This is a genomic window from Pseudomonas sp. FBCC-B35 (genome assembly GCF_059133755.1).
The window spans coordinates 4,571,651-4,596,058 of sequence record NZ_CP101439.1 but is presented as its reverse complement, the minus strand read 5'-3'; the positions used below and the strand labels follow the sequence as shown (position 1 = coordinate 4,596,058).

Sequence of the window (24,408 nt, the reverse complement as noted above, 5' to 3'; positions counted from 1 at the left end):
TGATAGAACGCGTGGACCCTGCCAGATTTGTCCATACCAACATCCCCGGATGAATAAGACCGACCGTCTGCAAGCAGTGGTAGGTTGGAAGTTTCGCGTCAGGCGACAGTATCGTGATCTTGAAAGCGTGGGCTACTGACAGAATTGCCAGGGTTTGCCAACACCTGGCCTGACGAAGCCACCCACGAGGCTGGAGGCGGCAGGGCGTCTGGCGTCTACAGCAAGAATTATGGAACCCTGGCCTGCTTGGCGAATCGCATGCATGAATCTTTTGCGCGCAAGAAAGGAGCCTCCATGACGTTGTCGCGTGCGCTACTGGTCACGGGCTTGGGGCTGCTGGGCATGCTCACCGGCTGCAGCAAGGAAGAGCTGCCTGAAACGCTGCCCCGTGTAGGGGTACAGAATGTCCAGTCCGCCGATTTCGCAGCCCGGGTGACGCTGACTGGCGACATCCAGGCGCGGGTGCAGACGGACCTCTCATTCCGCGTAGGCGGCAAGATCATTTCGCGCAGTGTAGATGTAGGCGATCACGTAAAGGCCAAGCAGGTACTGGCCCGGCTCGACCCTAAAGACTTGCAGAACAACGTGGCTTCGGCCAAGGCCGAAGTGTTCGCGGCGCAGGCACGGGTGACCCAGACCCAAGCTGCCTTCGTTCGTCAGCAGAAGCTGTTGCCCAAGGGCTATACCAGTCAAAGCGAATATGATGCTGCCCAGGCCTCGTTGCGCAGCAATAAAAGCGCGCTGAAGGCTGCGCAAGCTCAACTGGCCAACGCAAACGAGCAATTGAGTTATACCGCGCTGGTCTCCGAAGCCGACGGGGTGATCACCGAGCGTCAGGCCGAGGTAGGGCAAGTGGTGCAAGCGACCATGCCCATCTTCAGCCTGGCCCGTGACGGCGAGCGTGATGCGGTGTTCAACGTGTACGAGTCGCTTCTGGCGGGCACGCCCAGTGATGCCAGCGTCGTGGTCAGCCTGTTGGACGATCCGAAGGTGCAGGCCCGTGGAGCGGTGCGTGAAATTACCCCCACTGTCTCGGCTCAAAGCGGCACGGTGCAGGTCAAGGTCGGATTGCAGGACGTTCCGCCTGCGATGCAGTTGGGCGCGCCCGTCACCGTGACGACCCAAGGGCGGGGCAAGCCGAGTGTCGAGCTGCCCTGGTCGGCACTGACCAAAGGCTTGAAGAAACCCGCCGTGTGGATCGTGGGCGAGGGGGACAAGGTGCAGTTGCGGGAAGTCGAAGTAAGCCGCTACCTGACCGGCACTGTGGTCATCGGCAAAGGTCTCGACGGTGGCGAAGTCGTCGTGGTAACCGGCGGGCAGCTGCTGCACCCCGGTATGAAAGTTGAAAAAGTACCCGCCAAAGCGCCGGAGAGCCCGCTATGAAGCCTTGGCTGACGTTGATGTGTGCCGGTGTTTTGCTTGTCGGGTGCGGCAAGGAAGAGCAGCCGCCGGAGCCGGTTCGTCCAGTGCTGTCGGTAGTGGTGCAACCTCAGTTGCAGGCCCGCTTGGGCCGCTTTGCAGGCGTGATCGAAGCGCGTTACGAAAGTACCCTGGGCTTTCGTGTGGGCGGGCGCATCGCTCGCCGCTGGCTGGACGTCGGGGCCCAGGTCAAAGCGGGCGATACGTTGGCCACGCTGGATCCGACCGACCAGCAAAATCAGCTGCGCGCTGCCGAAGGCGATCTGGCCAGGGTGCAGGCGCAGTGGATCAACGCGCAGTCCGACGCCCGCCGGCAACAACAGTTGTACGACCGCGGCGTGGGTGCTCAGGCCCAGTTGGACATCGCCCAGACCAACCTGAAAACAGCCGGCGCCACGCTGGAGCAGGCTCGTTCCTCGGTCAGTCAGGCCCGTGACCAGCTGGGCTATACCACGCTGCGCAGCGATCATGCGGCGGTGATTACTGACTGGCGGGCCGAAGCCGGGCAAACCGTCACCGCTGGGCAGGCTGTGGTCACGCTCGCCAGGCCGGACGTGAAGGAAGCGGTGATTGACCTGCCCATCGGCATTGCCGAGCAGTTGACACCGGACCTGACCTTCACTGTCGCCTCGCAGCTCAACCCCGCCGTCAACACCACCGCCACCCTGCGCGAGCTCGAGCCCAAGGCCGATGCCACCACCCGCACGCGGCGTGCGCGGCTGACCTTGGCCAGCACCCCTGAAACGTTCCATCTGGGAACTGCCGTCAGCGTCACTCTCAGCTCGCAGGTTTCTCCTCGCAGCGAGCTGCCGGTCAGCGCGCTGCTGGAGCGCGATGGCAAGACACAGGTATGGGTCGTCGACCCCCAGCAGAAAACCGTCGCCTTGCGCGACGTGACCCTGATCGACCGAAACGAGGACCGCATCGTCGTCTCATCAGGCGTACAGCCTGGGGAGCGGGTGGTGATCGCCGGCGTCAATAGCCTCAAGCCTGGCCAGCAGGTCACCTTCGACGAGGATGCGCAATGAAAGGAAGCTTCAACCTGTCCGAATGGGCGCTCAAGCATCAGTCGTTCGTGTGGTACCTGATGTTCGTCGGTTTGCTCATGGGCATCTTTTCGTACTTCAACCTGGGTCGTGAGGAGGATCCGTCCTTCACCATCAAGACCATGGTGATCCAGACCCGCTGGCCTGGCGCTACCCAGGAAGAAACGCTGCTGCAGGTCACCGACCGGATCGAGAAGAAGCTCGAGGAGCTCGATTCGCTCGATTACACCAAGAGCTATACCCGGCCTGGTGAATCAACGGTGTTCGTCTACCTGCGCGACACTACCAAGGCAGACGACATACCGCAGATCTGGTATCAGGTCCGCAAGAAGATCCAGGACATTCGCGGCGATTTCCCCGAGGGCTTGCAGGGCCCCGGCTTCAACGATGAATTCGGCGATGTGTTCGGTTCCATCTACGCCTTCACCGCCGACGGGCTGAGCCTGCGCCAGCTGCGTGATTATGTGGAGCAGGCGCGGGCCGAGGTCCGCGAAGTACCCAATATCGGCAAGATCGAAATGGTCGGTATCCAGGACGAAGTGCTCTACCTGAACTTCTCCACCCGCAAGCTCGCCGCCTTGGGTATCGACCAGCGCCAGGTGATGCAGGCTCTGCAGGCGCAGAACAGCGTGACGCCAGCGGGCGTGATCGAGGCCGGGCCGGAGCGCATCTCCGTACGGACAAGTGGGCAGTTCGCCTCGGAAAAGGACCTTGAGAACGTCAACCTGCGCATCAACGATCGCTTCTTCCGCTTGGCAGACATCGCCGAGGTCGAACGCGGCTACACCAACCCGCCTGCGCCGATGTTCCGCTACAACGGCAAGACGGCCCTGGGCCTTGCCATCGGCATGCAGAAGGGCGGCAACATCCAGGAGTTTGGCAAGGCGCTCAAGCAAACCATGCAGCGCATCACCAACGAGCTTCCGGTAGGCGTCGATGTGCACACGGTGTCCAACCAGGCGACGGTGGTGGAGAAGGCCGTCGGTGGCTTCACCAGTGCATTGTTCGAAGCGGTGATCATTGTTCTGGCCGTGAGCTTCGTCAGCTTGGGTGTGCGTGCAGGCCTGGTGGTGGCGTGCTCGATCCCGCTGGTACTGGCCATGGTGTTCGTATTCATGGAATACAGCGGCATCACCATGCAGCGTATCTCGCTAGGTGCACTGATCATTGCGCTGGGGCTGCTGGTGGATGACGCCATGATCACCGTGGAGGTGATGGTCACGCGCCTGGAAATGGGCGAGAGCAAGGAAGACGCTGCTACTTTCGCTTACACCTCCACGGCATTCCCAATGCTCACCGGTACGCTGGTGACTGTCGCAGGTTTCGTACCGATTGGCCTCAACGCAAGTTCGGCAGGTGAATACACCTTCACCTTGTTCGCGGTCATTGCCGTTGCGCTGTTGGTGTCATGGGTGGTGGCCGTGTTCTTCGCCCCCGTGCTTGGCGTGCACATTCTCAACGCCCGCAAAGTGAAGTCCCATGATGACAAGCCGGGCAGGGTAGCCCGGGTCTTCGAGCATGGCCTGCTGTGGAGCATGCGCCACCGTTGGATGACCATCATCGGCACCGTGGTGCTGTTCGCCCTGGCCGTGTTCTGCATGCGCTTCGTGCAGAACCAGTTCTTTCCTGCTTCGGACCGTCCGGAAATCCTGGTCGATCTGAACCTGCCACAGAACGCGTCGATCCAGGAAACTCGCAAGGTGGTCGACCAGCTGGAGGCCACGCTCAAGGATGACGAAGACATCGATCACTGGAGCACCTATATCGGTCAAGGTGCGGTGCGCTTCTACCTGCCGCTGGACCAGCAACTGCAGAACCCGTACTACGCCCAATTGGTCATCGTCAGCAAAGGCCTGGAAGAGCGCGGTGAGCTCATCACTCGCCTGCAGAAACGTCTGCGAGAGGACTTCGTCGGTATCGGTTCGAACGTTCAGTCGCTGGAGATGGGGCCACCTGTGGGGCGACCGATCCAGTACCGCGTCAGCGGCAAGGACATCGAGCAGGTGCGCAAGCATGCCATCGAGCTGGCGACCCTGTTGGACAAGAACCCCAACATCGGCGAAATGATTTACGACTGGAACGAGCCGGGTAAAGTGCTGCGCATCGATATTGCCCAGGACAAGGCCCGCCAGTTGGGGCTTTCTTCGGAAGATGTGGCCAATGTAATGAACAGCATCGTCACCGGCGTGCCCGTTACCCAGGTCAACGATGATATCTACCTGATCGACGTGGTGGCCCGCGCCGTGGATAGCGAGCGGGGCTCGCCCGATACGCTGCAGAACCTGCAGATCCTTACACCCAACGGCACTTCGATACCCTTGCTGTCATTCGCCACGGTGCGCTACGAGCAGGAGCAGCCTCTTGTGTGGCGGCGCGATCGCAAGCCTACGATCACCCTCAAAGCGTCGGTCAACGGGGATATTCAGCCTACGGACCTGGTGGCTCAGCTCAAGCCAGACATCGAAAAGTTCGCCAGCGAGTTGCCCACCGGCTACGAAGTGGCCACCGGCGGCACCGTGGAGGAGAGCGGCAAGGCACAGGGGCCCATCGCTAAAGTGATCCCGCTGATGCTGTTCCTGATGGCCACGTTCCTGATGATCCAGTTGCACAGCGTGAAGAAGCTGTTCCTGGTGATCAGCGTCGCGCCGTTGGGCCTGATCGGTGTGGTGTTGGCGCTGGTGCCGACGGGTACGCCGATGGGCTTCGTGGCGATCCTGGGCATCCTGGCGCTGGCGGGCATCATCATTCGTAACTCGGTCATTCTGGTCACCCAGATCGATGAATTCGAAGCCCAGGGGTATTCACCATGGGATGCCGTGGTCGAGGCCACCAACCATCGTCGCCGGCCAATCCTGCTGACAGCTGCGGCTGCCAGCCTGGGCATGATTCCGATTGCTCGCGAAGTATTCTGGGGGCCAATGGCGTACGCCATGATTGGCGGCATCATTGTGGCAACCTTGCTCACCTTGCTGTTCTTGCCAGCGCTCTACGTAGCGTCCTACAAGATCCGCGAGCCGCATCAGGAAGGTTGAGGCGCCTATCGCGCCGCTTGCCATGCGGGGCCGTTCTGCGGCCCATCATGGCCGCTTTGGCGCCCCGCAGACGCCGCGCCTACGAGGCGAACCTGCACCCCTCAACTGCACACCTAAGCCACGACCTGGAAGCCAGCGACCCTGCGCGTAAAAGCCGACTTTTCGGCGATGGACTCTACGCGCAAACACGTCAACCAGCGCATGGCCTGCGCTAATACGTCCATTGAGGAAGCGCATCCAGACAATCGTGTAAATGGTTATATAAAAATGCCCAAACAGTATTTTTAAGAATAATCCGCCCCCACTACTATTGCCCTCACGCCAGGCGCAAACCCTCATTCAAACCTCTGCCCGGCAATCTCACTCCAAGGAGAACGAGCATGAGTGCATCGCTGCGCAGTATCGACGGTCAGGACGAAGCCACCATCTTGCGTGAGATCCAGAGCGCGCTGCGCGATCTGCGCTTTGGCGCTGTGGAAATCACCGTGCACAACGCCCAGGTGGTGCAGATCGAGCGCAAGGAGAAGTTCCGCCTGCAGCAGCCTGGCAACAAGCCCGGCTGAACACGCCCCACCTTCCAGAACTAGAAAAATGCCAATCGGGAGCTTCACCATGTCCATCCGTCGTTATGCGCTTGCCGCTCTGGCCAGTGCTATTTTTGCCGGTTCCGCCATCGCCAAGGATTACGAACTGCTGAACGTGTCCTACGACCCGACCCGTGAGCTGTACCAGCAGTACAACGCCGAGTTCATCAAGCACTGGCAGCAGGCTCACCCAGGCGACAAGGTGAAGATCCAGCAGTCCCATGGCGGCTCGGGCAAACAGGGCCGTGCGGTGATTGACGGTCTGCGCGCCGACGTGGTGACCCTGGCCTTGGCCGGCGACATCGACGAAATCGCCAAGCTCGGCAAGACCCTGCCGGAAAACTGGCAGACGCGTTTGCCGGACGCCAGCACCCCCTACACCTCGACCATCGTATTCCTGGTACGCAAGGGCAACCCCAAAGGCATCAAGGACTGGGGCGACCTGATCAAGAAGGATGTGTCGGTCATTACCCCGAACCCCAAGACTTCCGGGGGCGCGCGCTGGAACTTCCTCGCCGCCTGGGCCTATGGCCTGAAAACCGGCGGTAGCGAGGACAAGGCAAAAGCCTACGTGCAGGAACTGTTCAAGCACGTGCCAGTCCTGGACACCGGCGCCCGCGGATCGACCATCACCTTCGTCAACAACGGTCAGGGCGATGTGCTGCTGGCCTGGGAGAACGAAGCCTTCCTGGCGTTGAAGGAAGACGGTGGGGCTGACAAGTTCGACATCGTCGTGCCGTCGCTGTCGATCCTGGCCGAGCCGCCCGTGGCGGTGGTCGATAAGAACGCCGAGAAAAAGGGCAATACCGAAATCGCTACCGAGTACCTGGAACACCTCTACAGCCCGGCCGGACAGAAGATCGCCGCCGAGAACTTCTACCGCCCGCGTGACGAGAAGGTGGCGGCTGAATTTGGCAAGCAGTTCCCCAAGCTAGACCTGGTGACCATCGACAAGGACTTCGGCGGCTGGAAGATCGCCCAGCCAAAATTCTTCAATGATGGCGGTGTGTTCGACCAGATCTATCAGGCACAGTAAGGGCCAAGGAACAACACACAATTCGGACGCCTACCACGGCCCGGGATGGTTCCCGGGCCACGTGCATTCAACCAGGGATCTCTATGTCACGTCGCATTTCCCCCGTCATACCCGGCTTCGGGCTGACGCTGGGATACACCTTGGTGTACCTCAGCCTGATTGTGCTGATACCGCTGGCGGCCATGTTCATCCATGCCTCGCAGCTGACCTTCGAACAGTTCTGGACCATCATCAGCGCGCCGCGGGTCATCGCTGCGCTGAAGCTGAGCTTTGGCACCGCCCTGTTTGCCGCGATCATCAACGGTGTGATCGGGACGCTGCTGGCCTGGGTGCTGGTGCGCTATACCTTCCCCGGGCGCAAGATCATCGACGCGATGATCGATTTACCTTTCGCCCTTCCAACGGCAGTGGCCGGCATCGCGCTCACCGCGCTGTACGCGCCGGCGGGCTGGGTCGGCCAGTTCGCGACCGACCTGGGTTTCAAGATCGCCTATACCCCCTTGGGCATCACCCTGGCGCTGACGTTCGTCACCCTGCCGTTCGTGGTGCGCACGGTACAACCAGTGCTGGCAGACATCCCGCGCGAGGTCGAAGAAGCCGCTGCCTGCCTGGGCGCGAGACCGCTGCAGGTGTTTCGCCACATCCTGGCCCCGGCCTTGCTACCGGCCTGGCTCACCGGCTTTGCCCTGGCGTTCGCCCGTGGCGTGGGTGAGTACGGTTCGGTCATTTTCATCGCCGGCAACATGCCGATGAAAACCGAGATCCTGCCCCTGCTGATCATGGTCAAGCTCGACCAGTACGACTACACCGGCGCTACCGCCATTGGCGTGTTGATGCTGGTGGTTTCCTTCATTCTGCTGCTGCTGATCAACCTGTTGCAGCGCCGCATCGAAACCCCTTGAAGGAGGTCGGCATGTCCAGTTCTTCCCTGAATGCAACCGCCGCCGCCAACGCCGCCCGCCGCGGCAGCGCCACATCGCGGCGGTTACTCATCGGCCTTGGCTGGCTGGTGTTTGCACTGTTTCTGCTGTTGCCGCTGGTCATCGTGGTTTCCCAGGCCCTGAAGAATGGGTTCGGCACTTTCTTCGAAGCCATCTTCGAACCCGACGCGTTGTCGGCCCTGAAACTCACCCTGCTCGCCGTTGCCATTTCGGTGCCGCTGAACCTGGTGTTCGGGGTCAGTGCGGCATGGTGCGTGAGCAAGTACAGCTTCCGCGGCAAAAGTATTCTGGTCACCCTGATTGACCTGCCGTTCTCGGTGTCGCCCGTGATCGCCGGCCTGGTCTACGTGCTCATGTTCGGTGCCCAGGGCCTGTTCGGGCCGTGGCTGCAGGATCACGACATCCAGATCGTCTTCGCCCTGCCGGGCATCGTCCTGGCCACCATCTTCGTCACGGTCCCGTTCGTAGCCCGCGAGCTGATTCCGCTGATGCAGGAACAAGGCACCCAGGAAGAAGAAGCTGCCCGGTTGCTCGGTGCCAATGGCTGGCAGATGTTCTGGCATGTGACGCTGCCGAACATCAAGTGGGGCCTTATCTATGGCGTGGTGTTGTGTACAGCGCGGGCGATGGGCGAATTCGGCGCGGTGTCGGTCGTTTCCGGCCATATTCGTGGCGTGACCAACACGCTGCCGCTACACGTGGAAATTCTCTACAACGAGTACAACCACGTGGCGGCCTTCAGCGTGGCCAGCCTGTTGCTGATCCTGGCGCTCTTCATCCTGCTGCTCAAGCAGTGGAGCGAGAACCGTATTAACCGTCTGCGCCATAGCGCTGCGGAGGAATGATTCATGTCGATCGAAGTTCGTAACGTCAGCAAGCGTTTCAACAGTTTCCAGGCGCTCGATGGTATCAACCTGGACATCAACAGCGGTGAGCTGGTAGCGCTGCTGGGCCCATCCGGCTGCGGCAAGACCACGCTGCTGCGCATCATCGCCGGCCTGGAAACACCTGATCAGGGCAATATCGTATTCCATGGCGAGGACGTATCTGGCCATGACGTTCGTGATCGCAACGTCGGATTCGTATTCCAGCACTACGCGCTGTTCAGGCACATGACCGTATTCGACAACGTCGCCTTCGGCCTGCGCATGAAGCCCAAGAGTGAGCGCCCGAGCGAAAGCAGCATTGCCCATAAAGTGCACGAGCTGCTGAACATGGTGCAGCTCGACTGGCTGTCCGATCGCTACCCGGAGCAATTGTCCGGTGGTCAGCGTCAGCGTATCGCCCTTGCCCGCGCGCTGGCCGTGGAGCCCAAGGTGCTGCTGCTGGACGAACCCTTCGGCGCACTGGACGCCAAGGTGCGAAAGGAGCTGCGCCGCTGGCTGGCCCGCTTGCACGAAGATATCAACCTGACCTCGGTATTCGTGACCCATGACCAGGAAGAGGCCATGGAAGTGGCTGACCGGATCGTGGTCATGAACAAGGGCGTGATCGAGCAGATCGGCTCGCCGGGCGAAGTGTACGAACAACCCGCCAATGATTTCGTCTACCACTTCCTGGGGGATTCCAACCGCCTGGCCTTGAGCGAGGGTCAGCATGTGCTGTTCCGGCCCCATGAAGTGTCGTTGTCGCGTCATGAAACCGAGGGCCACCATGCCGCCGAAGTTCGGGATATTCGCCCGTTGGGTGCCACCACGCGGGTGACCTTGAAAGTCGAGGGCCAAAGCGAGCTGATCGAAGCTGAGGTGGTCAAGGACCACGACAGTCTGACAGGGCTGGCAAGGGGCGAAACGTTGTTCTTCCGGCCGAAGGTCTGGCAGAAACTGCCAGCCATTTGAGGCAGTACGGTTGATGGGAATAACGCGGCGTCGCAAGGTCACGTCGGCTGGTTATTTACTTAAAGGTTATAAACAAATTTCTTTTTATTCCTTTAAGTATATATAGGCCGCCTTATACTGGGTTTCCAAGCACGCAAGCTACTGGAGACCCACTTCATGCGTAACGAATCAGTTCGCTACCTGATCATCCCAGGCTGGCAGGGATCGCCGGACAATCATTGGCAAAGCCACTGGCAGCGTACGCTGCCCAACAGCGCACGCGTGGAGCAGCGCGATTGGCTGACACCGCTCTGCCAGGACTGGGTGAAGGCGCTGGATACCGCCATCGCCGCCGAGCCCGGCCCGGTGATCCTGATTGCCCATAGCCTGGGCTGCATCACGGTGGCGCATTGGGCCGAACAGGCCGCTGCCGCTCTGCTCGGTCGCGTGCGTGGCGCCTTGTTGGTGGCGCCGGCGGATGTCGAGCGACCAGGGTGCGCGCCGGCGCTGCGCAATTTTTCGCCCATCCCGCAGGCGCCGCTTCCCTTTCCGAGTCAGGTGGTCAGCTCGGACAACGATCCCGCTGTCAGCGTCCCGCGCGCCTTGCACATGGCCCAGCAGTGGGGTGCAGAAGCAGGGCTTCTGACCGGCGCCGGCCACATCAACGTGAAATCCGGCCATGAATGCTGGGAGCAGGGGTTCGCCTACCTGTATCGCCTGCAAGGCCGCATCGAACAACGCGCGCTGCGCCGCGCCTGAACGGCGTCCGTTTCCATCCGTCACACGCCCGGCCGCCGCAGGCCAGGGGCGGGAGCTCGTCATGACGTATCAGAACCCCTTCGGCCAGCCATTGCTGACATTCCCCGAACTCGACAAGAGCCCGCTGAGCATTCGCGCCAAGGCGCTGGTCTTCATCGACCCGCGTTCCCAGCGATTGCGCACGGAGCTGGAGCACCTGGCGCCGCTGCCGCTGCCGGTGCTGATCCGAGGCGAAACCGGCACCGGCAAGGAGTTGCTGGCCCGCCAGATTCACCGCGCCAGCGACCGCACCGGCCTGTTCGTGTCGGTCAACTGCGCCGCCATCAGCCCAACCTATGCCGATGCAGAGCTGTTCGGTTATAGCGCCGGTAGCCATGGCGGCACTGCCAGCAGCCGCGCTGGCTGGTTCGGATCGGCCAACGGCGGCACGCTTTACCTGGACGAGATCGCCGACTTGCCACAGGCCATTCAGGCCAAGCTGCTGGCAGCACTGGAAAACCGCGAAGTCACCCGCGTAGGCGCACACCAGGCGCAGCCGGTGGATGTACGACTGGTGGCGGCCACGAGCATTGACCTGGCGCGGGTGGTGAAGGCAGGGCGCTTCAGCGAGCGGTTGTATCAATATTTGCGCGAGGGCGCCCTTGAATTGCCGCCGCTGCGCGAGCGGCCGGGGGACATCCTTGCGTTGGCGGAATACTTCGTTGGCATCTACAGCGGGCGTTTGCAGCGGCCCGTGCCGTTGATAAGCGAGGCTGCACAGAGCCTGCTCGAGCAGCATCCTTGGACCGGCAATACCCGTGAGCTGGAAAACGTCATCCACTTCGCCCTGCTGGTCAGTGATGGGCCGGAAATCCTGCCCGAAGACCTGGACCTGCCCGACGTTCCACGCTAGAGGCAGCTCATAAGCAAACACGCTGGTGGCATTTTGGTTTTGGAATAAGCAACGAAATAAAAGATATTGTTCGGGAATAAAAATTATCGGTATTGTCCGCTTCACGCCCGTCATCGCATTGCGTTGGGCGCCCCATTTGCCATCTTCGATGGCTCAGATGCAGAACAAGGATCACCATGAAGAAGACCCTGCTGACCACTGCCCTGGCTGCCGCCCTGTCCTTTAGCGGCCTGGTCGCCGCCGCCGAAAAACTGGTGGTTGCCGCAACGCCGGTGCCCCATGCCGAGATCTTGGAGCTGATCAAGCCGACGTTGGCCAAAGAAGGTGTCGACTTGCAGATCAAGGTATTCACCGACTACGTGCAACCCAACGTGCAGGTTGATCAGAAGCGTCTGGATGCCAACTACTTCCAGACCCTCCCGTACCTGCAGAGCTTCAACGAGGGCAAGGGTACGCACCTTGAGACCGTGATCGGCGTGCATGTCGAGCCGTTTGGTGGCTACTCGAAGAAGGTCAAAAGCCTGGATGAGCTCAAGGAAGGCTCAACCGTTGCCATTCCTAACGAGGGCAGCAACAGCGGCCGCGCACTGCTGCTCTTGCAGAAGGCGGGGCTGATCACCCTCAAGGACCCGAAGAACGCCCTGGCCACCCCGAAAGACATCGCCGAGAACCCGAAAAACCTGAAGTTTCGCGAGCTGGAGTCGGCCATGTTGCCGCGCGTGCTGGATCAGGTCGACCTGGACATGATCAATACCAACTACGCGCTGGAAGCCGGCCTGAATCCTGCCAAGGATGCCTTGGTCATCGAAGGCAGCGACTCGCCTTACGTCAACTTCCTCGTGGCGCGTCCTGACAACAAGGACAGCGATGCCATTCAGAAGCTGGCCAAAGCCTTGACCAGCCCTGAAGTGAAGGCATTCATCGCCAAGAAATACCAAGGTGCCGTGCTGCCTGCATTCTGATGCACCGGCTGCCTTCGGGTCGTTTCCAATCGCGACCTGAGGGCGTCTCCACCTGAGCCCAACCCTATTGGGCTCAGGTTACCGCGTTGCAAGAATGGTCAGCTGCTTGAAACAGGCCAGCAGGCTTCAGCAGTGTCGCGGTAGCCAATTCAAGAGAAACTGGTTCACCACCTCAGGGTTTTCCAGGCACGAGATATGCCCCGCAACGGGGATCTGAGCGGCCAGGCAATTGATGATCTGCGCCATCTCGTTGGCTTCAGCCGGTGGCCTGGGGATGTCCTGGTCGCCACACACCACGATGGTTCGTTCGCTACAAAGGCCCCCTAATTGCGCCAGTGCGTCCGGTCGGCCGAATATGATGCGGCCCATTGGGTCATAGCTGTCGCGGATAGTGTTGGCGGACGTGGCCTTCAATGTTGCTCGAAACCGTTCACGCAGTGCTGGCACTGTATGGCCGCCGGGATGAAAGAAGATGGGTACGATGACGTCCAGCAGCTCATCGTCGAACGCACCTGCGGCAGACGCAGCATCCAACAAGGCGAAATACTTGCGTTTGGTGGCGTCCGGCTCTGCGCCCAGGTAGGTATCCATCAGCACCAGGCGGTCAACCCGCTCGGGATGCTCGGCGGCCAGCAGTGCCCCCCACATCCCCCCGACCGATAGCCCCACCAGGTGGCAGCGTTCAATCCCCAGCTTGTCGAGCAATTGAATGTGCTGACGCGCCAGATCAGAGGTGGTTCTGGTCGTAACCGGCGGAGCATCGGAGTCGCCGTGCCCCCAGAGCTCTGGAATGATGACTCGAAAATGCCGGGACAGCGCGTCGAGCTGCTCACTCCACATGTCAGCTGACCACAAATAGCTGTGGCCAAGGAGCACTGGAAAACCTTGGCCCTGGTCGATGTAGCTCAGCCGTGCGCCATCGATTTCCATGAATCTTTTATGCATAGGTCATTTCTCTTGAGAAAAAATGCATGCAGTAAGCGCGTAGGCCTGCTCGTTACATGCGCTTGTCTGATTAGTGGATGCACACCAGAACGTATCCTTTGGCAAACGCGTTGCCATCGGCGGGTTCTGATAGCGCGCTGCACAGCCGCTGCGGGGTTGAGCAGCACGCCGCTTTCATGCGACGCGTTGGGAAGTCTGGTTCATCGTGAGGTCTGACGATCAGTAGCATAACGAGCCGCCAGGAGTTTCCATGTCCAAAAGCGAAAAACAGAAAATGCTGACAGGCGAGCTGTATCACGCCACGTGCCCCGAGTTGCAAGCCGAACAGGCGGCCAACAAACACTGGATGCACCGCTACAACAACAACGTGGAGCTGACGGCCCAGGCGCGGCATGCATTGCTGGCAGGGCACCTCGGCCATGCGGGTGAGGGTGTGGTGCTGCGTGCCCCTTTCTATTGCGACTATGGATACAACATCAGCGTGGGCCGCAATACGTTCATGAACTTCAATTGCGTGATCCTTGACGTACTGCCTGTGCACATCGGCGAGGACTGCCAGATCGGCCCCAATGTGCAGATCTACACGGCCGACCACCCGCTCGACCCGCAGCTGCGGCGCACGGGCCTTGAGAGTGGGCGGCCGGTCAGCATTGGCAATAACGTGTGGATTGGTGGCGGTGCCATCATTCTTCCAGGGGTGTGCATCGGTGATGATGCAGTGGTCGGCGCAGGCAGTGTCGTTACCCGGGATGTTCCGGCAGGGGCGACGGTGGTGGGCAACCCTGCTCGCATACATCAGTCTGCCCAGGGGCAGTAACAGCCGATCGCCAGGGTGTTGGAGGCGCTGACAGGGCGGCCGTCGAGCAGCGCGGTGAGTATGGGCTCGATGAAGCTGTTGGCAGCGTTGCATACCGCGCCTTCGCTGTACGGGCCGAAGTAGGCCAGGTGCCCTTGGCGATCCCAGATGGCTACCGCGGGCGACGCTGGCATATGTTCACTGCCAGGCAGGTTGCTTAGTGGTTCCAGCGCAGCAAGGTCGTCCGGCAGATAGCCCCGTGTGCCGGGTTTGTGCAAGACGTGAAAGCTGACGCCCCGGTTCGTGAACTGCTTCATCAGGTCGGCCAGGTGCTGTTGGTTGCCAACGTTACACGGGCAGGCTGGGTCCCAGAAATGCACGACCCGCACGGGTCCGGGGCCGGCCAGTTCGGTAGGTAGCTGTAAGTGCGAGCCGTCGAACAACGTGGCCTGGTTGTCGAACGGGCGTAAATAGCGGACCTGGAAGGTCGTGTACGCCTGCCAGATGATGACCGTCCCGGCCACGACGCCGAGCATCATGCTCAGCCATTTGAGAGTTCGCAGGTTCATGAAAGGCCGATTGCTGCTCCCACGGGCAGTGGGAGGTGGGTTGCTGGTACGGCCAGCTTGCCACGGCGCGTCGATGAGCTGAATATCTCAGGTCAATACTTGCTTCACGCCGGACCCACCAAAATGCCTGCAAGCTTCCATCCAGACCTCCTGCGCACAAGCCTGGCCCCGCTGAATGCGCGTAAGCCGCTGTGCACCCATGCGAAGGCCTACCAACGCTTCTATGGGCTCGATCTGCCTGTCCACAGCTGGCTTGGGCAGTTTGCGGTTGCCGGATTCGAGGTGGTTGCGCAGGTGTGGTGTCCACAGCAGCCCAAGGCTACCTTGCTGCTGTTGCACGGGTACTACGACCACATGGGCTTGTACAGGCATCTGGTGGCATGGGCATTGAAGCGCGGTTATGCCGTTGTCAGCTGCGATTTACCCGGCCACGGCCTGTCTAGCGGCGAACGCGCCAGCATCGATGATTTCGCGATCTACCAGCAGGTACTTGAGTGCCTGTTCGAACAGACGCGCAGCTTGCAGCTGCCTCATCCATGGCACCTGTGCGGGCAGAGCACAGGTGGGGCCATTGCCGTGGATCACCTGCTGCACAACCCACAGACAAGCCCCATCGATGGGCAGGTATTGCTGCTTGCCCCATTGGTACGCCCCTGTGCCTGGCGCTGGTCGAAGCTCAGCTATCACGTGTTGCGCCACTTCGTGAACGGCATCGAGCGGCGTTTCACCGAAAACAGCACAGACCCTGCGTTTCTACCGTTTCTTGAAGCTGATCCGCTTCAGCCCAGGCGATTACCAACGGCATGGGTTGGCGCACTGATCGATTGGATCACACGCATCGAGGCGGCGCCCGTCAGTACCCGGCAGCCCTTGATTGTGCAAGGAGAGGCCGATGGCACGGTCGACTGGCCTTACAACCTTCAGGTGCTGAGGGCTAAGTTCGCGCAGCCGCAGGTCATGATGCTACCCGGGGCCCGACATCATCTTGCCAACGAACTGCCTGCCATTCGACAGCGCTATTTCGACTTCATCGACCAGCACTTGGGTTGATCAATTCAGCTCGCCGGTACTTTGGCCAACCGCCAGGCCGGCGCGAATGGCTGCCAGCGCAGCTCGATAGTAGGCTTTGCCGTCGTTGGATTCGGCAAAGGTTGCAAACGCTTCGAGTTCTGCGTCCGTGAGGTCACGGTATACATACAGCAGGGTGTTGTTCAGGTCCTGGCCGATCTGCTTCATAAGGCGTTGGCGCTGGCCGTCGAGCAGACCTTGGGCCTGCCCACCGCCCAACAACCCCGGAATCATCGAGCTCAGGCTGTCGGCAGCCATGCCGGCAATGGCAAGGCTCACCTCGGCCCCTGCCTCACGGGCGGGTAGCGCCTGGGCCAGGTGCCCAATGATCAGCATGCGATCATCGCTGGCCTGAATCTTCGGGAGCCCATCGGCGTTCTTGGCCAACTCATCCTTGCGGGTAGCCCGCAATTCGGCCGCGACGATCTTGCGCCCTAGCGGCGACTGGAAAAAGGCCAGCGCCGGTGATGGATTGGGCAGTGCCGAGCGCAGTTGCGCCAGTGCACGGCGGTCCACGGCCTGGGCCTGGAAGCGCTGGTTGCTGTTGCTCACCAGCGCCTGGTAAACGGCAGGTGGCAAGCTGTTGCGGTAGCGCTGCTGGGCGGCGTTCAAGGCGTCGGTGAAATGGGCGCGTTGCTCGGGCCAGCCAGCGGTCTTGTACAGCTGATCCAGGCTATCTGCCCAGACAGGCAACGTGCAGCTCATCAGCAGAATCAGGGAAAACAGACGGCGCATTCAGGACTCCTGTCGGCAGAGGGCTATTGTCTGTGGGGCAGCGCCGGTTTGTCGAGATATCCACGCGCTTCTCAGCCAAGTGGCGCTGTGCGCCGACGGGGCGAATGGATATGATGCGCCATGCACATTTCCCCCCAACACCCAATGCTTGCGGCCGTCGTCGACGATTTGGCCACCCATGGCTGGTCCCAGCAGGCACTGTTTCTGCCGGCGGACCTGGTCGGCGCGCTGGCAAACGAATGCCGACGCCGTTATGCCGAAGGGGAGCTCAACCCCGCAGGGATTGGACGGGGGCCTTCCCAAGAGGTGCGCGAGGCCATCCGTGGGGATCAGATCCAGTGGATCGATCCAGGCCAGGCGCACGCCTGCGACCAGTACCTGGCAGCCATGGACCAACTGCGCCTGGCAATCAACCAAGGGCTCTTCCTGGGCCTGGAAGACTTCGAATGCCACTTTGCGCTTTACCCACCCGGCGCGTTCTACAAACGGCATCTGGACCGTTTTCGCGATGACGACCGGCGCATGGTTTCGGCCGTGTTCTACCTGAACGAAGACTGGACGCCCGCAGACGGGGGACAGTTGCGCATGTTCCTGGCCGATGGGGTGGAGCACGATGTTCAGCCCGTCGCGGGGTGCCTGGTGGTCTTCCTGTCCGGCGAAGTCCCTCATGAGGTGCTGCCGGCCGGTCGCGAGCGCCTGTCATTGACTGGCTGGTTCAGGCGCCGTGGCAATGATCCCTTCTGAGCGGGCGAGCATGCTGATCAGCACCTGCCACGGTTGACTGCGGCACGCTACCGAGTCGCTGCGGCCTGCTGCTCGTCGGCAAGCCACTTGTGTTCCAGTTCGGCCGTACGCCCGCTGTCCTTCAGGCGTTGCAGCGCGTTGTTCACGGCGCTTTCGAAGGCTGGGTTGTCCTTCTGGAACGGCACCACCAGCTGTTGCTTGCCAAAAGGCTGGCTGGTGTCGAGCGGGCTATCGCCTTGCGGTATTGCCGTGACAGGCAGCAACGCGATGTCGTATTTACCACTTTCAACGCCGGGCAGGGTTTGCGCCTCGGGTGCTTCGACGAACTCCACGCGCAGGTCGAGCTCCGAGGCCAGGGCCTGGCCGAACTCCACATCGAACCCTGTCAGGTGGTCATCCTGCTTGAAGGCGTATGGTGCGTTGTCACTCTGCACAGCGATGCGCAGTTCACCGCGATCGGCGATTTCGTCCATCAGCTCTGCCTGAGCCAATGGGCTGATCAGTACTGCCAGCAGTACCCCTATGGTCGAACGCATGAATGCCCCTTTTCGTTTAGCGAATGAATAACCGTCGCCACGGCTTTATTCCTCGCCATGGTCGAGCGCAGCCTATGACCCTGAAGTCGCGGCATCGTTTGACGTGCAGCCTGGTTTTTTTGTGCTCCCCGTCCGCCGCTGTGGTGGCCCCATAACGAAAAGGGAGGCCACCTGGGCCTCCCTCGATTCACGCTGGCCGCGTGTTAGAACAGTACGCGCGAGCGGATGGTGCCCTTGACCTGTTGCAGCTTCTCCTGCGCAAGGTCCGAGTATTCGGCGTCGACGTCGATCACCACATAGCCCACTTTCTCGTTGGTCTGCAGGAACTGACCCGAGATGTTAATGCCGTTTTCGGCAAATACCTTGTTGATTTCGCTGAGAACACCCGGGATGTTTTCGTGGATGTGCAGCAGGCGGTGCTTGCCAGGGTGAGCAGGCAGGGCCACTTCCGGGAAGTTGACCGACGACACGGAGGTGCCGTTGTCGCTGTACTTGACCAGCTTTTCGGCCACTTCCAGGCCGATGTTGGCCTGAGCCTCGGCAGTGGAACCGCCGATGTGCGGCGTCAGGATCACGTTGTCCAGGCCGCGCAGCGGGCTTTCGAACTCTTCATCGTTGGAGCGTGGCTCGACCGGGAACACGTCGATGGCAGCGCCGATCAGGTGCTTATCCTTGATGGCTGCGGCCAGGTGATCAAGTTCGACCACGGTACCGCGGGCAGCGTTGATCAGGATGGAGCCCTTCTTCATCGCTCGGATTTCCTTCTCGCCGATCATCCACTGGGTGGATGGCAGCTCAGGCACATGCAGCGAGACGATATCGGCCAAGCCGAGCAATTCGTGCAGGTTGGTCACCTGGACAGCATTGCCCAGCGGCAGCTTGGTCAGCGGATCGAAGAAGTACACCTGCATGCCCAGGCTTTCGGCCAGTACAGACAGTTGGGTACCGATGGAGCCGTAACCGACGATGCCCAGTTTCTTGCCGCGAATCTCGAAGGAGTTGGCTGCGCTCTTGATCCAGCCGCCACGATGGCACGAGGCATTTTTTTCCGGAATGCCGCGCAGCAGCAGAATGGCTTCGGCCAGTACCAGCTCGGCTACCGAACGGGTGTTGGAGTACGGCGCGTTGAACACCGCGATACCGCGCTGACGGGCCGCTTCCAGGTCAACCTGGTTGGTACCGATGCAGAAGCAACCGACGGCGACCAGTTTCTTGGCGCAGTCGAAGATTTCTTCGGTCAACTGGGTGCGTGAGCGGATGCCGATGAAATGGGCGTCGGCGATCTTTTCCTTCAACTCTGCTTCGGGCAACGAACCAGTGAGGTATTCGATGTTGGTGTAGCCGGCAGCCGTCAGGGTATCGACCGCGTTCTGGTGTACACCTTCAAGAAGAAGGAACCGGATCTTGCTCTTGTCGAGAGAAGTCTTGCTCATCTGCGTAAACCTGTATCCCGGAGAAAAGTGGCGAGGGTGATGCCAGGCGCCCGTGGGCAGCTCTAGCATGAACAGCGGGGGCGCTATGCTAGCATACGCGACACAATCTGAGCTTATCCCGACAGGTGAAGAGTGCTCAGGGTGACCATGAATAAAGCGAGAGTTCAGGCGATGACCCAGCCCGCTGCATTGGATGAGTTGATGACCCTGGTCGACCCCGGCAAGGTGTTGACCGACCCCGAGTCCCTGCAAGCCTATGGCAAGGACTGGACGCGCCATTACCCGCCTGCGCCCAGCGCCATCGTCCTGCCCCGGACGATCGAACAGGTGCAGGCCATCGTGCGCTGGGCCAATGCCCATCGTGTGGCGCTCGTGCCTTCCGGGGGGCGTACCGGATTGTCCGCGGGCGCCGTGGCCGCCAGCGGGGAGGTGGTCGTCGCCTTCGATTACATGAACCGCATCCTGGATTTCAACGCCTTCGACCGCACCGTGGTCTGCCAGCCAGGGGTCATTACCCAGCAGGTGCAGGCGTTCGCCGAGGAGCAGGGCCTGTATTACCCAGTGGACTTTGCCTCCAGTGGCTCCAGCCAGATAGGCGGCAACATCGGTACCAATGCCGGTGGCATCAAGGTGATCCGCTACGGCATGACCCGCAACTGGGTCGCGGGCCTCAAGGTGGTCACCGGCAGCGGCGAGTTGCTGGAATTGAACAAGGGCCTGATCAAGAACGCCACCGGCTACGACCTGCGCCAGCTGTTCATTGGCGCCGAAGGTACGCTGGGGTTCGTGGTCGAGGCCACCCTGCGCCTGGACCGTGCACCGCGCAACCTCACCGCCATGGTGTTGGGCACACCTGATTTCGACTCGATCATGCCGGTACTTCACGCGTTTCAGGGCAAATTGGACCTGACGGCGTTCGAGTTTTTCTCCGACAAGGGCCTGGCCAAGATCCTGGCGCGCGGTGACGTGCCTGCGCCCTTCGAAACGCCATGCCCGTTCTATGCCTTGCTGGAGTTCGAGGCCGGCACCGAAGCGGTGGCCAACGAAGCCTTGGCCACCTTCGAACACTGTGTCGAGCAAGGTTGGGTGCTCGATGGCGTGATGAGCCAGAGCCAGACGCAGCTGAAGAATTTGTGGAAGCTACGCGAATACCTGTCCGAAACCATTTCGCACTGGACGCCGTATAAAAACGACATTTCCGTGACCGTCTCGAAAGTGCCGGCCTTCCTGCGCGACATCGACGCCGTCGTCCAGGCGCATTACCCGCACTACGAGGTGATCTGGTACGGGCATATCGGCGACGGCAACCTGCACCTGAACATCCTCAAACCCGAGCACATGAGCAAGGATGACTTCTTCGCATCCTGCACCGAGGTCAATAAGTGGGTGTTCGAGATCGTCCAGCGCTACGACGGTTCGATCTCCGCCGAGCACGGTGTGGGCATGACCAAGCGCGACTACCTGGGCTACAGCCGTTCCCCTGAAGAAATCGCCTGCATGAAGGCGATCAAGGCGGTGTTCGACCCTGCGGGCATCATGAATCCGGGTAAGATCTTCGCACCTGAATAAAAAGCGGTATCCAGAGGAGTGGCCATGAACTACCAGCACCAGTATGCAGACGGCACGCGCATTCATTTTCCACTGGGCAAGGTGGTATGCATCGGGCGTAACTACGCCGAACATGCCAAGGAGCTGGACAATCCCATTCCGACCGAACCCCTCCTGTTCATCAAACCGGGCAGTTGCGTGGTGCCGGCCGAGGGCGGGTTCAAGATTCCTGCCGACCGCGGGTCGGTGCATTACGAGGTGGAAATCGCGGTATTGCTGGGCAAGTCACTGTCCACGCGGCCGAGCCAGGAAGAGGTGCTCGATGCCATTTCCGGCTTCGCGCCGGCCTTGGACCTGACCCTGCGGGACGTGCAGGCCAAGCTCAAGGAAAAGGGCTTGCCTTGGGAGTTGGCCAAGTGTTTCGACGGCGCCTGCGTGTTGCCGCCCTTCGTGTCTGCCGCCAGCTTCGAAGACATCACGGCCATCCCGGTGCGCCTGACGGTAAACGGCGAAGTCCGCCAGGACGGCTCCAGTGCAATGATGCTCAACCCGATCGTGCCGATGATCCAGCACATGGCTGCGCAGTTTTCGCTGCAGGCCGGCGACGTCATCCTGACCGGCACCCCAGCAGGCGTAGGCCCCTTCAACGTGGGCGATGACGTGGTTCTGGAGCTGCCAGGGATTAGCCGCTTCGAGAGCCGGGTGCTCTAAGCCGCTACCCACTCGGCTTTTCGCGGATGATCCGCCTTGGCCACGGCAGCGGTCAGGCGGCCCACCTCCGCGTCATCTGCGAATGCCCGGGCGGGTTGACTGTTTTTTCACACGTCTTCTGGATAATGCGCAGACCTTTGCTTCTTTCCCCAGGACGCCTCGATGCAATCAAACGCCCCTGCCTCCTTCAAGCGCCCGTTCTACCTGCGCTGGCCGTTCGGCTTGGCCGTGGGCGTGGTGATTACCTATGGCGTGGCCTTCGCCATGCATTGGGACGATCGGGCAGCATTGTGGATCAAGGAAGGTTTCGAAAGCACGGCCGAGCGCAGTGAAAGCGTGTGGCTGCCGGACTACACGGTGGATATCGATGCCAAGCCCTTGCCGGCAATGGCCGACTACGAGGCATCGGACCTCGCGTACAACCCCAGTACGCGTACGCTATTCGCCGTCATGGGCAAGCAACCCTTCCTCACCGAGCTGAACCTGGACGGCGACGTACTGCGCAACATTCCCCTTAATGGCTGGGCAAACCCGGAAGGCGTCACGGTCATGGACGGCGGCTACCTGGCAATCACGGACGAGCGGCTGCATGACCTGACGGTGGTGAAAGTCGATGCCACCACTACCGTGCTCAACCATGCGGACTTCCTCAGCCACGACCTAGGGGAGTCGCCAAACGGAAACAAGGGCTATGAGGCCGTGGTGTGGGATGCGTCGAAGCAGCGGCTGGTCATCGGCGAGGAGCGGCCGCCGCGCCTTTACGAATGGAAGTCCAATGGGCAAGGCCAACTGACGGGCGAGAAAACGCCGCTGCCCAGTGATTCGCTCGACCTGCGAAACCTGTCGGCGTTGGGCATTGACCCGCGAACGGGGCACCTGCTGGCGCTGTCTGCCGACTCCAACATGCTGCTGGAACTGGACGAGCAGGGTGAGCAGGTCAGCTTCATGACGTTGCTGGGGGGCTTCAATGGCCTGCAGCACACCATTCCTCGGGCCGAAGGTGTGGCAATGGATGACCAGGGCACCCTGTACATGGTCAGCGAACCGGCATTGTTCTACCGCTTTACCAAAGGCTAGGTTTTTCTGCTATTTACATGATGGCATTAAGCTTTATTTCAGTTGTTTGTGGTTAGATTCGCCATCCTTCGTCGAGTCTGCCTTCATGCACCGTTATCTGCGTCTGTCACTGGTTCCTGTCGTTCTAGGTCTGCTGTTGCTGGGCTGGGTCGGGCAGGAATTTCGTCTGTTCGAACGTGCCTGGTTCAACCTCACCACGTGGTGGCAGCCGGCGGAGCAAAGCATTGGCTTGAATCGCTATCAGGTGGTGGTCGAAGGGCGGCCGATCGAAGGGCTGGATGACGATGTCTCGGCGCTGACCTACGACCCTGACCGCAAGAGCCTGTTCACCGTGACCAACGCCCGCTCGGAGCTGATCGAGCTGTCGCTGGACGGGCGAATCCTGCGGCGCATCGCGTTGCACGGTTTCGGTGATCCCGAGGCGGTGGAGTACATCGGTCCCAACAGCTACGTGATTACCGACGAGCGCCAGCAGCGGCTGATCCGTGTGCGGCTCACCGACGACACCTTGTCCCTGGACGCTACTCAGGCCGAGCAATTGACCTTGGGCATCGGCCTCAACGGTAACAAGGGTTTCGAGGGGCTGGCCTTCGACTCGGTGGGCAAGCGGCTGTTCGTGGCCAAGGAGCGCGACCCGATGCTCATCTATGAAGTGCACGGGTTTCCTCATGACGATCCGCAACAACCCTATGCCGTGAACGTTGTCCAGGACCGAAAGCGCGATTCGCGCCTGTTCGTGCGCGACCTGTCGAGCCTGCAGTTCGACGAGCGCAGTGGGCACCTGCTGGCGCTGTCGGATGAATCACGCCTGGTCCTGGAGCTGGATGTGCAAGGGCGGCCACTGAGCACCTTGTCATTGCGCAAGGGGTTCCAGGGGCTCAAAGCGACAGTCCCGCAGGCGGAGGGCATTGCGATGGACGAGACCGGGACCATTTACATGGTCAGTGAGCCGAACCTGTTCTACGTATTCAAGCAGCCGGCGCCATGACCATATCGGCGCTCGGCAAGCCCCGGACGGCGCAACCGTACCCGGGCATGCCGGCTTGTATGGTTACTCGGCCTTCAGGCTCTTCACGCCGTCGGCAGTGCCCAACAGCAGCAGGTCGGCAGGCCGTGCGGCGAACAGGCCATTGGTGACCACGCCCACGATGGCATTGATCTGGGCTTCCAGCTCCACCGGGTTGGTGATCTGCAGGTTATACACGTCGAGGATCACGTTGCCGTTGTCCGTGACCACGCCCTCACGGTAGACCGGGTCACCGCCCAGCTTGACCAACTGGCGAGCGACGTGGCTGCGCGCCATCGGGATCACCTCCACCGGCAACGGGAAGTTGCCCAGAACCGGTACCAGCTTGCTGCCATCGGCGATGCAGATGAATGTCTTGGCCACGGCGGCAACGATCTTTTCCCGAGTCAGGGCCGCGCCACCCCCCTTGATCAGGTTCAGGTGCTCGTCGCTTTCATCGGCGCCGTCCACATAGAACTCCAGCCCGCTGACGCTGTTGAGCTCGTAGACCGGGATGCCATGCCCCTTGAGACGCTGGGCCGTGGCTTCGGAGCTGGCGACCGCGCCGTCGAAGGCCGTCTTGTGCTGCGCCAGGGCGTCGATGAAGAAATTGGCGGTCGAACCGGTGCCAACGCCAACGACGCTTTTGTCATCGAGCTTGGGCAGAATGAAGTCGACGGCAGCCTGGGCAACGGCCTGTTTGAGTTGGTCCTGGGTCATGCGGGCTCCGAGAGGGGGCAGGGCGGATGTAA

24 protein-coding genes are annotated in these 24,408 nt (G+C 60.9%); 18 read left to right on the top strand and 6 right to left on the bottom strand.

What is annotated here, in order from left to right; all coding sequences use genetic code 11:
* Positions 1-294 precede the first annotated feature (294 nt).
* The 11 genes from NMB38_RS20955 (at position 295) to NMB38_RS20905 (ending at position 12,488) form a co-directional block, all read left to right on the top strand.
* Positions 295-1,383: an efflux RND transporter periplasmic adaptor subunit gene (locus tag NMB38_RS20955; protein ID WP_027913443.1), complete on the top strand. Its 1,089-nt coding sequence runs from the start codon at positions 295-297 to the stop codon at positions 1,381-1,383.
* Entirely contained in the window at positions 1,380-2,447 is a 1,068-nt protein-coding gene (locus tag NMB38_RS20950; protein ID WP_128610037.1) for an efflux RND transporter periplasmic adaptor subunit, read from the top strand. The genes NMB38_RS20955 and NMB38_RS20950 overlap by 4 nt, the downstream gene beginning before the upstream one ends.
* Positions 2,444-5,497 carry an efflux RND transporter permease subunit gene (locus NMB38_RS20945; protein WP_028686747.1) on the top strand — a complete coding sequence of 1,018 codons (3,054 nt, stop codon included), beginning with the start codon at positions 2,444-2,446 and terminating at the stop codon, positions 5,495-5,497. Before NMB38_RS20950 ends, NMB38_RS20945 begins: the two co-directional genes overlap by 4 nt.
* 380 nt (positions 5,498-5,877) lie before the next feature.
* Positions 5,878-6,060, top strand: coding sequence for a sulfur starvation response protein OscA (oscA, locus tag NMB38_RS20940; RefSeq protein WP_003248957.1), 183 nt, complete (start codon positions 5,878-5,880; stop codon positions 6,058-6,060).
* A gap of 49 nt (positions 6,061-6,109) precedes the next feature.
* On the top strand, positions 6,110-7,117 hold the full coding sequence (locus tag NMB38_RS20935) for a sulfate ABC transporter substrate-binding protein (RefSeq protein ID WP_028686746.1): 1,008 nt from the start codon (positions 6,110-6,112) through the stop codon (positions 7,115-7,117).
* A gap of 83 nt (positions 7,118-7,200) precedes the next feature.
* The gene (gene cysT / locus NMB38_RS20930) at positions 7,201-8,019 is read left to right on the top strand and encodes a sulfate ABC transporter permease subunit CysT (RefSeq protein ID WP_023532644.1); all 819 of its coding nucleotides are present in this window, start codon (positions 7,201-7,203) and stop codon (positions 8,017-8,019) included.
* 11 nt (positions 8,020-8,030) lie between these two features.
* Positions 8,031-8,903, top strand: a complete 873-nt coding sequence (gene cysW / locus NMB38_RS20925; protein ID WP_023532630.1) for a sulfate ABC transporter permease subunit CysW — start codon at positions 8,031-8,033, stop codon at positions 8,901-8,903.
* A 3-nt stretch (positions 8,904-8,906) separates the two neighbouring features.
* Positions 8,907-9,896: a sulfate/molybdate ABC transporter ATP-binding protein gene (locus tag NMB38_RS20920; RefSeq protein ID WP_027913447.1), complete on the top strand. Its 990-nt coding sequence runs from the start codon at positions 8,907-8,909 to the stop codon at positions 9,894-9,896.
* Positions 9,897-10,052: 156 nt separating this feature from the next.
* Complete coding sequence (locus NMB38_RS20915; protein WP_027913448.1) at positions 10,053-10,634, top strand: alpha/beta hydrolase; 582 nt, start codon at positions 10,053-10,055, stop codon at positions 10,632-10,634.
* A gap of 61 nt (positions 10,635-10,695) precedes the next feature.
* Entirely contained in the window at positions 10,696-11,526 is an 831-nt protein-coding gene (locus tag NMB38_RS20910) for a sigma 54-interacting transcriptional regulator (RefSeq protein WP_027913449.1), read from the top strand.
* A 176-nt stretch (positions 11,527-11,702) separates the two neighbouring features.
* A complete protein-coding gene (locus NMB38_RS20905) occupies positions 11,703-12,488 on the top strand; it encodes a MetQ/NlpA family ABC transporter substrate-binding protein (protein WP_027913450.1) in 786 nt (261 codons plus the stop codon).
* A gap of 126 nt (positions 12,489-12,614) precedes the next feature.
* Here the strand turns inward: NMB38_RS20905 and NMB38_RS20900 are convergent, their stop codons facing one another.
* Positions 12,615-13,433, bottom strand: a complete 819-nt coding sequence (locus NMB38_RS20900) for an alpha/beta fold hydrolase (protein WP_027913451.1) — start codon at positions 13,431-13,433, stop codon at positions 12,615-12,617.
* Positions 13,434-13,683: 250 nt separating this feature from the next.
* Here NMB38_RS20900 and NMB38_RS20895 point away from each other — a divergent pair, with 250 nt between their 5' ends.
* Positions 13,684-14,250, top strand: a complete 567-nt coding sequence (locus NMB38_RS20895) for a sugar O-acetyltransferase (protein WP_027913452.1) — start codon at positions 13,684-13,686, stop codon at positions 14,248-14,250.
* Here NMB38_RS20895 and NMB38_RS20890 read toward each other — a convergent pair.
* A complete protein-coding gene (locus NMB38_RS20890) occupies positions 14,229-14,798 on the bottom strand; it encodes a DUF6436 domain-containing protein (RefSeq protein WP_027913453.1) in 570 nt (189 codons plus the stop codon). The genes NMB38_RS20895 and NMB38_RS20890 overlap by 22 nt on opposite strands.
* Positions 14,799-14,921: 123 nt before the next feature.
* Between NMB38_RS20890 and bipL the strand changes: the two genes are divergently transcribed.
* Complete coding sequence (gene bipL, locus NMB38_RS20885) at positions 14,922-15,848, top strand: phospholipase BipL (RefSeq protein ID WP_027913454.1); 927 nt, start codon at positions 14,922-14,924, stop codon at positions 15,846-15,848.
* Here the strand turns inward: bipL and NMB38_RS20880 are convergent, their stop codons facing one another.
* Positions 15,849-16,601 carry a DUF2059 domain-containing protein gene (locus NMB38_RS20880; protein ID WP_027913455.1) on the bottom strand — a complete coding sequence of 251 codons (753 nt, stop codon included), beginning with the start codon at positions 16,599-16,601 and terminating at the stop codon, positions 15,849-15,851.
* Positions 16,602-16,721: 120 nt separating this feature from the next.
* Here NMB38_RS20880 and NMB38_RS20875 point away from each other — a divergent pair, with 120 nt between their 5' ends.
* Positions 16,722-17,345: a 2OG-Fe(II) oxygenase gene (locus NMB38_RS20875; protein WP_059183548.1), complete on the top strand. Its 624-nt coding sequence runs from the start codon at positions 16,722-16,724 to the stop codon at positions 17,343-17,345.
* A gap of 47 nt (positions 17,346-17,392) precedes the next feature.
* Here the strand turns inward: NMB38_RS20875 and NMB38_RS20870 are convergent, their stop codons facing one another.
* A complete protein-coding gene (locus NMB38_RS20870; RefSeq protein ID WP_027913457.1) occupies positions 17,393-17,881 on the bottom strand; it encodes a substrate-binding periplasmic protein in 489 nt (162 codons plus the stop codon).
* Between the two features lie 203 nt (positions 17,882-18,084).
* Complete coding sequence (serA, locus tag NMB38_RS20865; RefSeq protein WP_023532441.1) at positions 18,085-19,314, bottom strand: phosphoglycerate dehydrogenase; 1,230 nt, start codon at positions 19,312-19,314, stop codon at positions 18,085-18,087.
* 171 nt (positions 19,315-19,485) lie between these two features.
* Between serA and NMB38_RS20860 the strand changes: the two genes are divergently transcribed.
* From NMB38_RS20860 to NMB38_RS20845, 4 genes are all read left to right on the top strand, one after another.
* Positions 19,486-20,883, top strand: a complete 1,398-nt coding sequence (locus NMB38_RS20860) for an FAD-binding oxidoreductase (RefSeq protein ID WP_059183549.1) — start codon at positions 19,486-19,488, stop codon at positions 20,881-20,883.
* 24 nt (positions 20,884-20,907) lie between these two features.
* On the top strand, positions 20,908-21,573 hold the full coding sequence (locus NMB38_RS20855) for a fumarylacetoacetate hydrolase family protein (protein ID WP_027913459.1): 666 nt from the start codon (positions 20,908-20,910) through the stop codon (positions 21,571-21,573).
* A gap of 162 nt (positions 21,574-21,735) precedes the next feature.
* On the top strand, positions 21,736-22,650 hold the full coding sequence (locus NMB38_RS20850; protein ID WP_027913460.1) for an SdiA-regulated domain-containing protein: 915 nt from the start codon (positions 21,736-21,738) through the stop codon (positions 22,648-22,650).
* Positions 22,651-22,735: 85 nt separating this feature from the next.
* Entirely contained in the window at positions 22,736-23,638 is a 903-nt protein-coding gene (locus tag NMB38_RS20845; RefSeq protein WP_027913461.1) for an SdiA-regulated domain-containing protein, read from the top strand.
* Between the two features lie 63 nt (positions 23,639-23,701).
* On the opposite strand, the gene rpiA is transcribed toward NMB38_RS20845, so the two are convergent.
* The gene (gene rpiA, locus NMB38_RS20840; protein WP_059183550.1) at positions 23,702-24,376 is read right to left on the bottom strand and encodes a ribose-5-phosphate isomerase RpiA; all 675 of its coding nucleotides are present in this window, start codon (positions 24,374-24,376) and stop codon (positions 23,702-23,704) included.
* Positions 24,377-24,408: the final 32 nt, after the last annotated feature.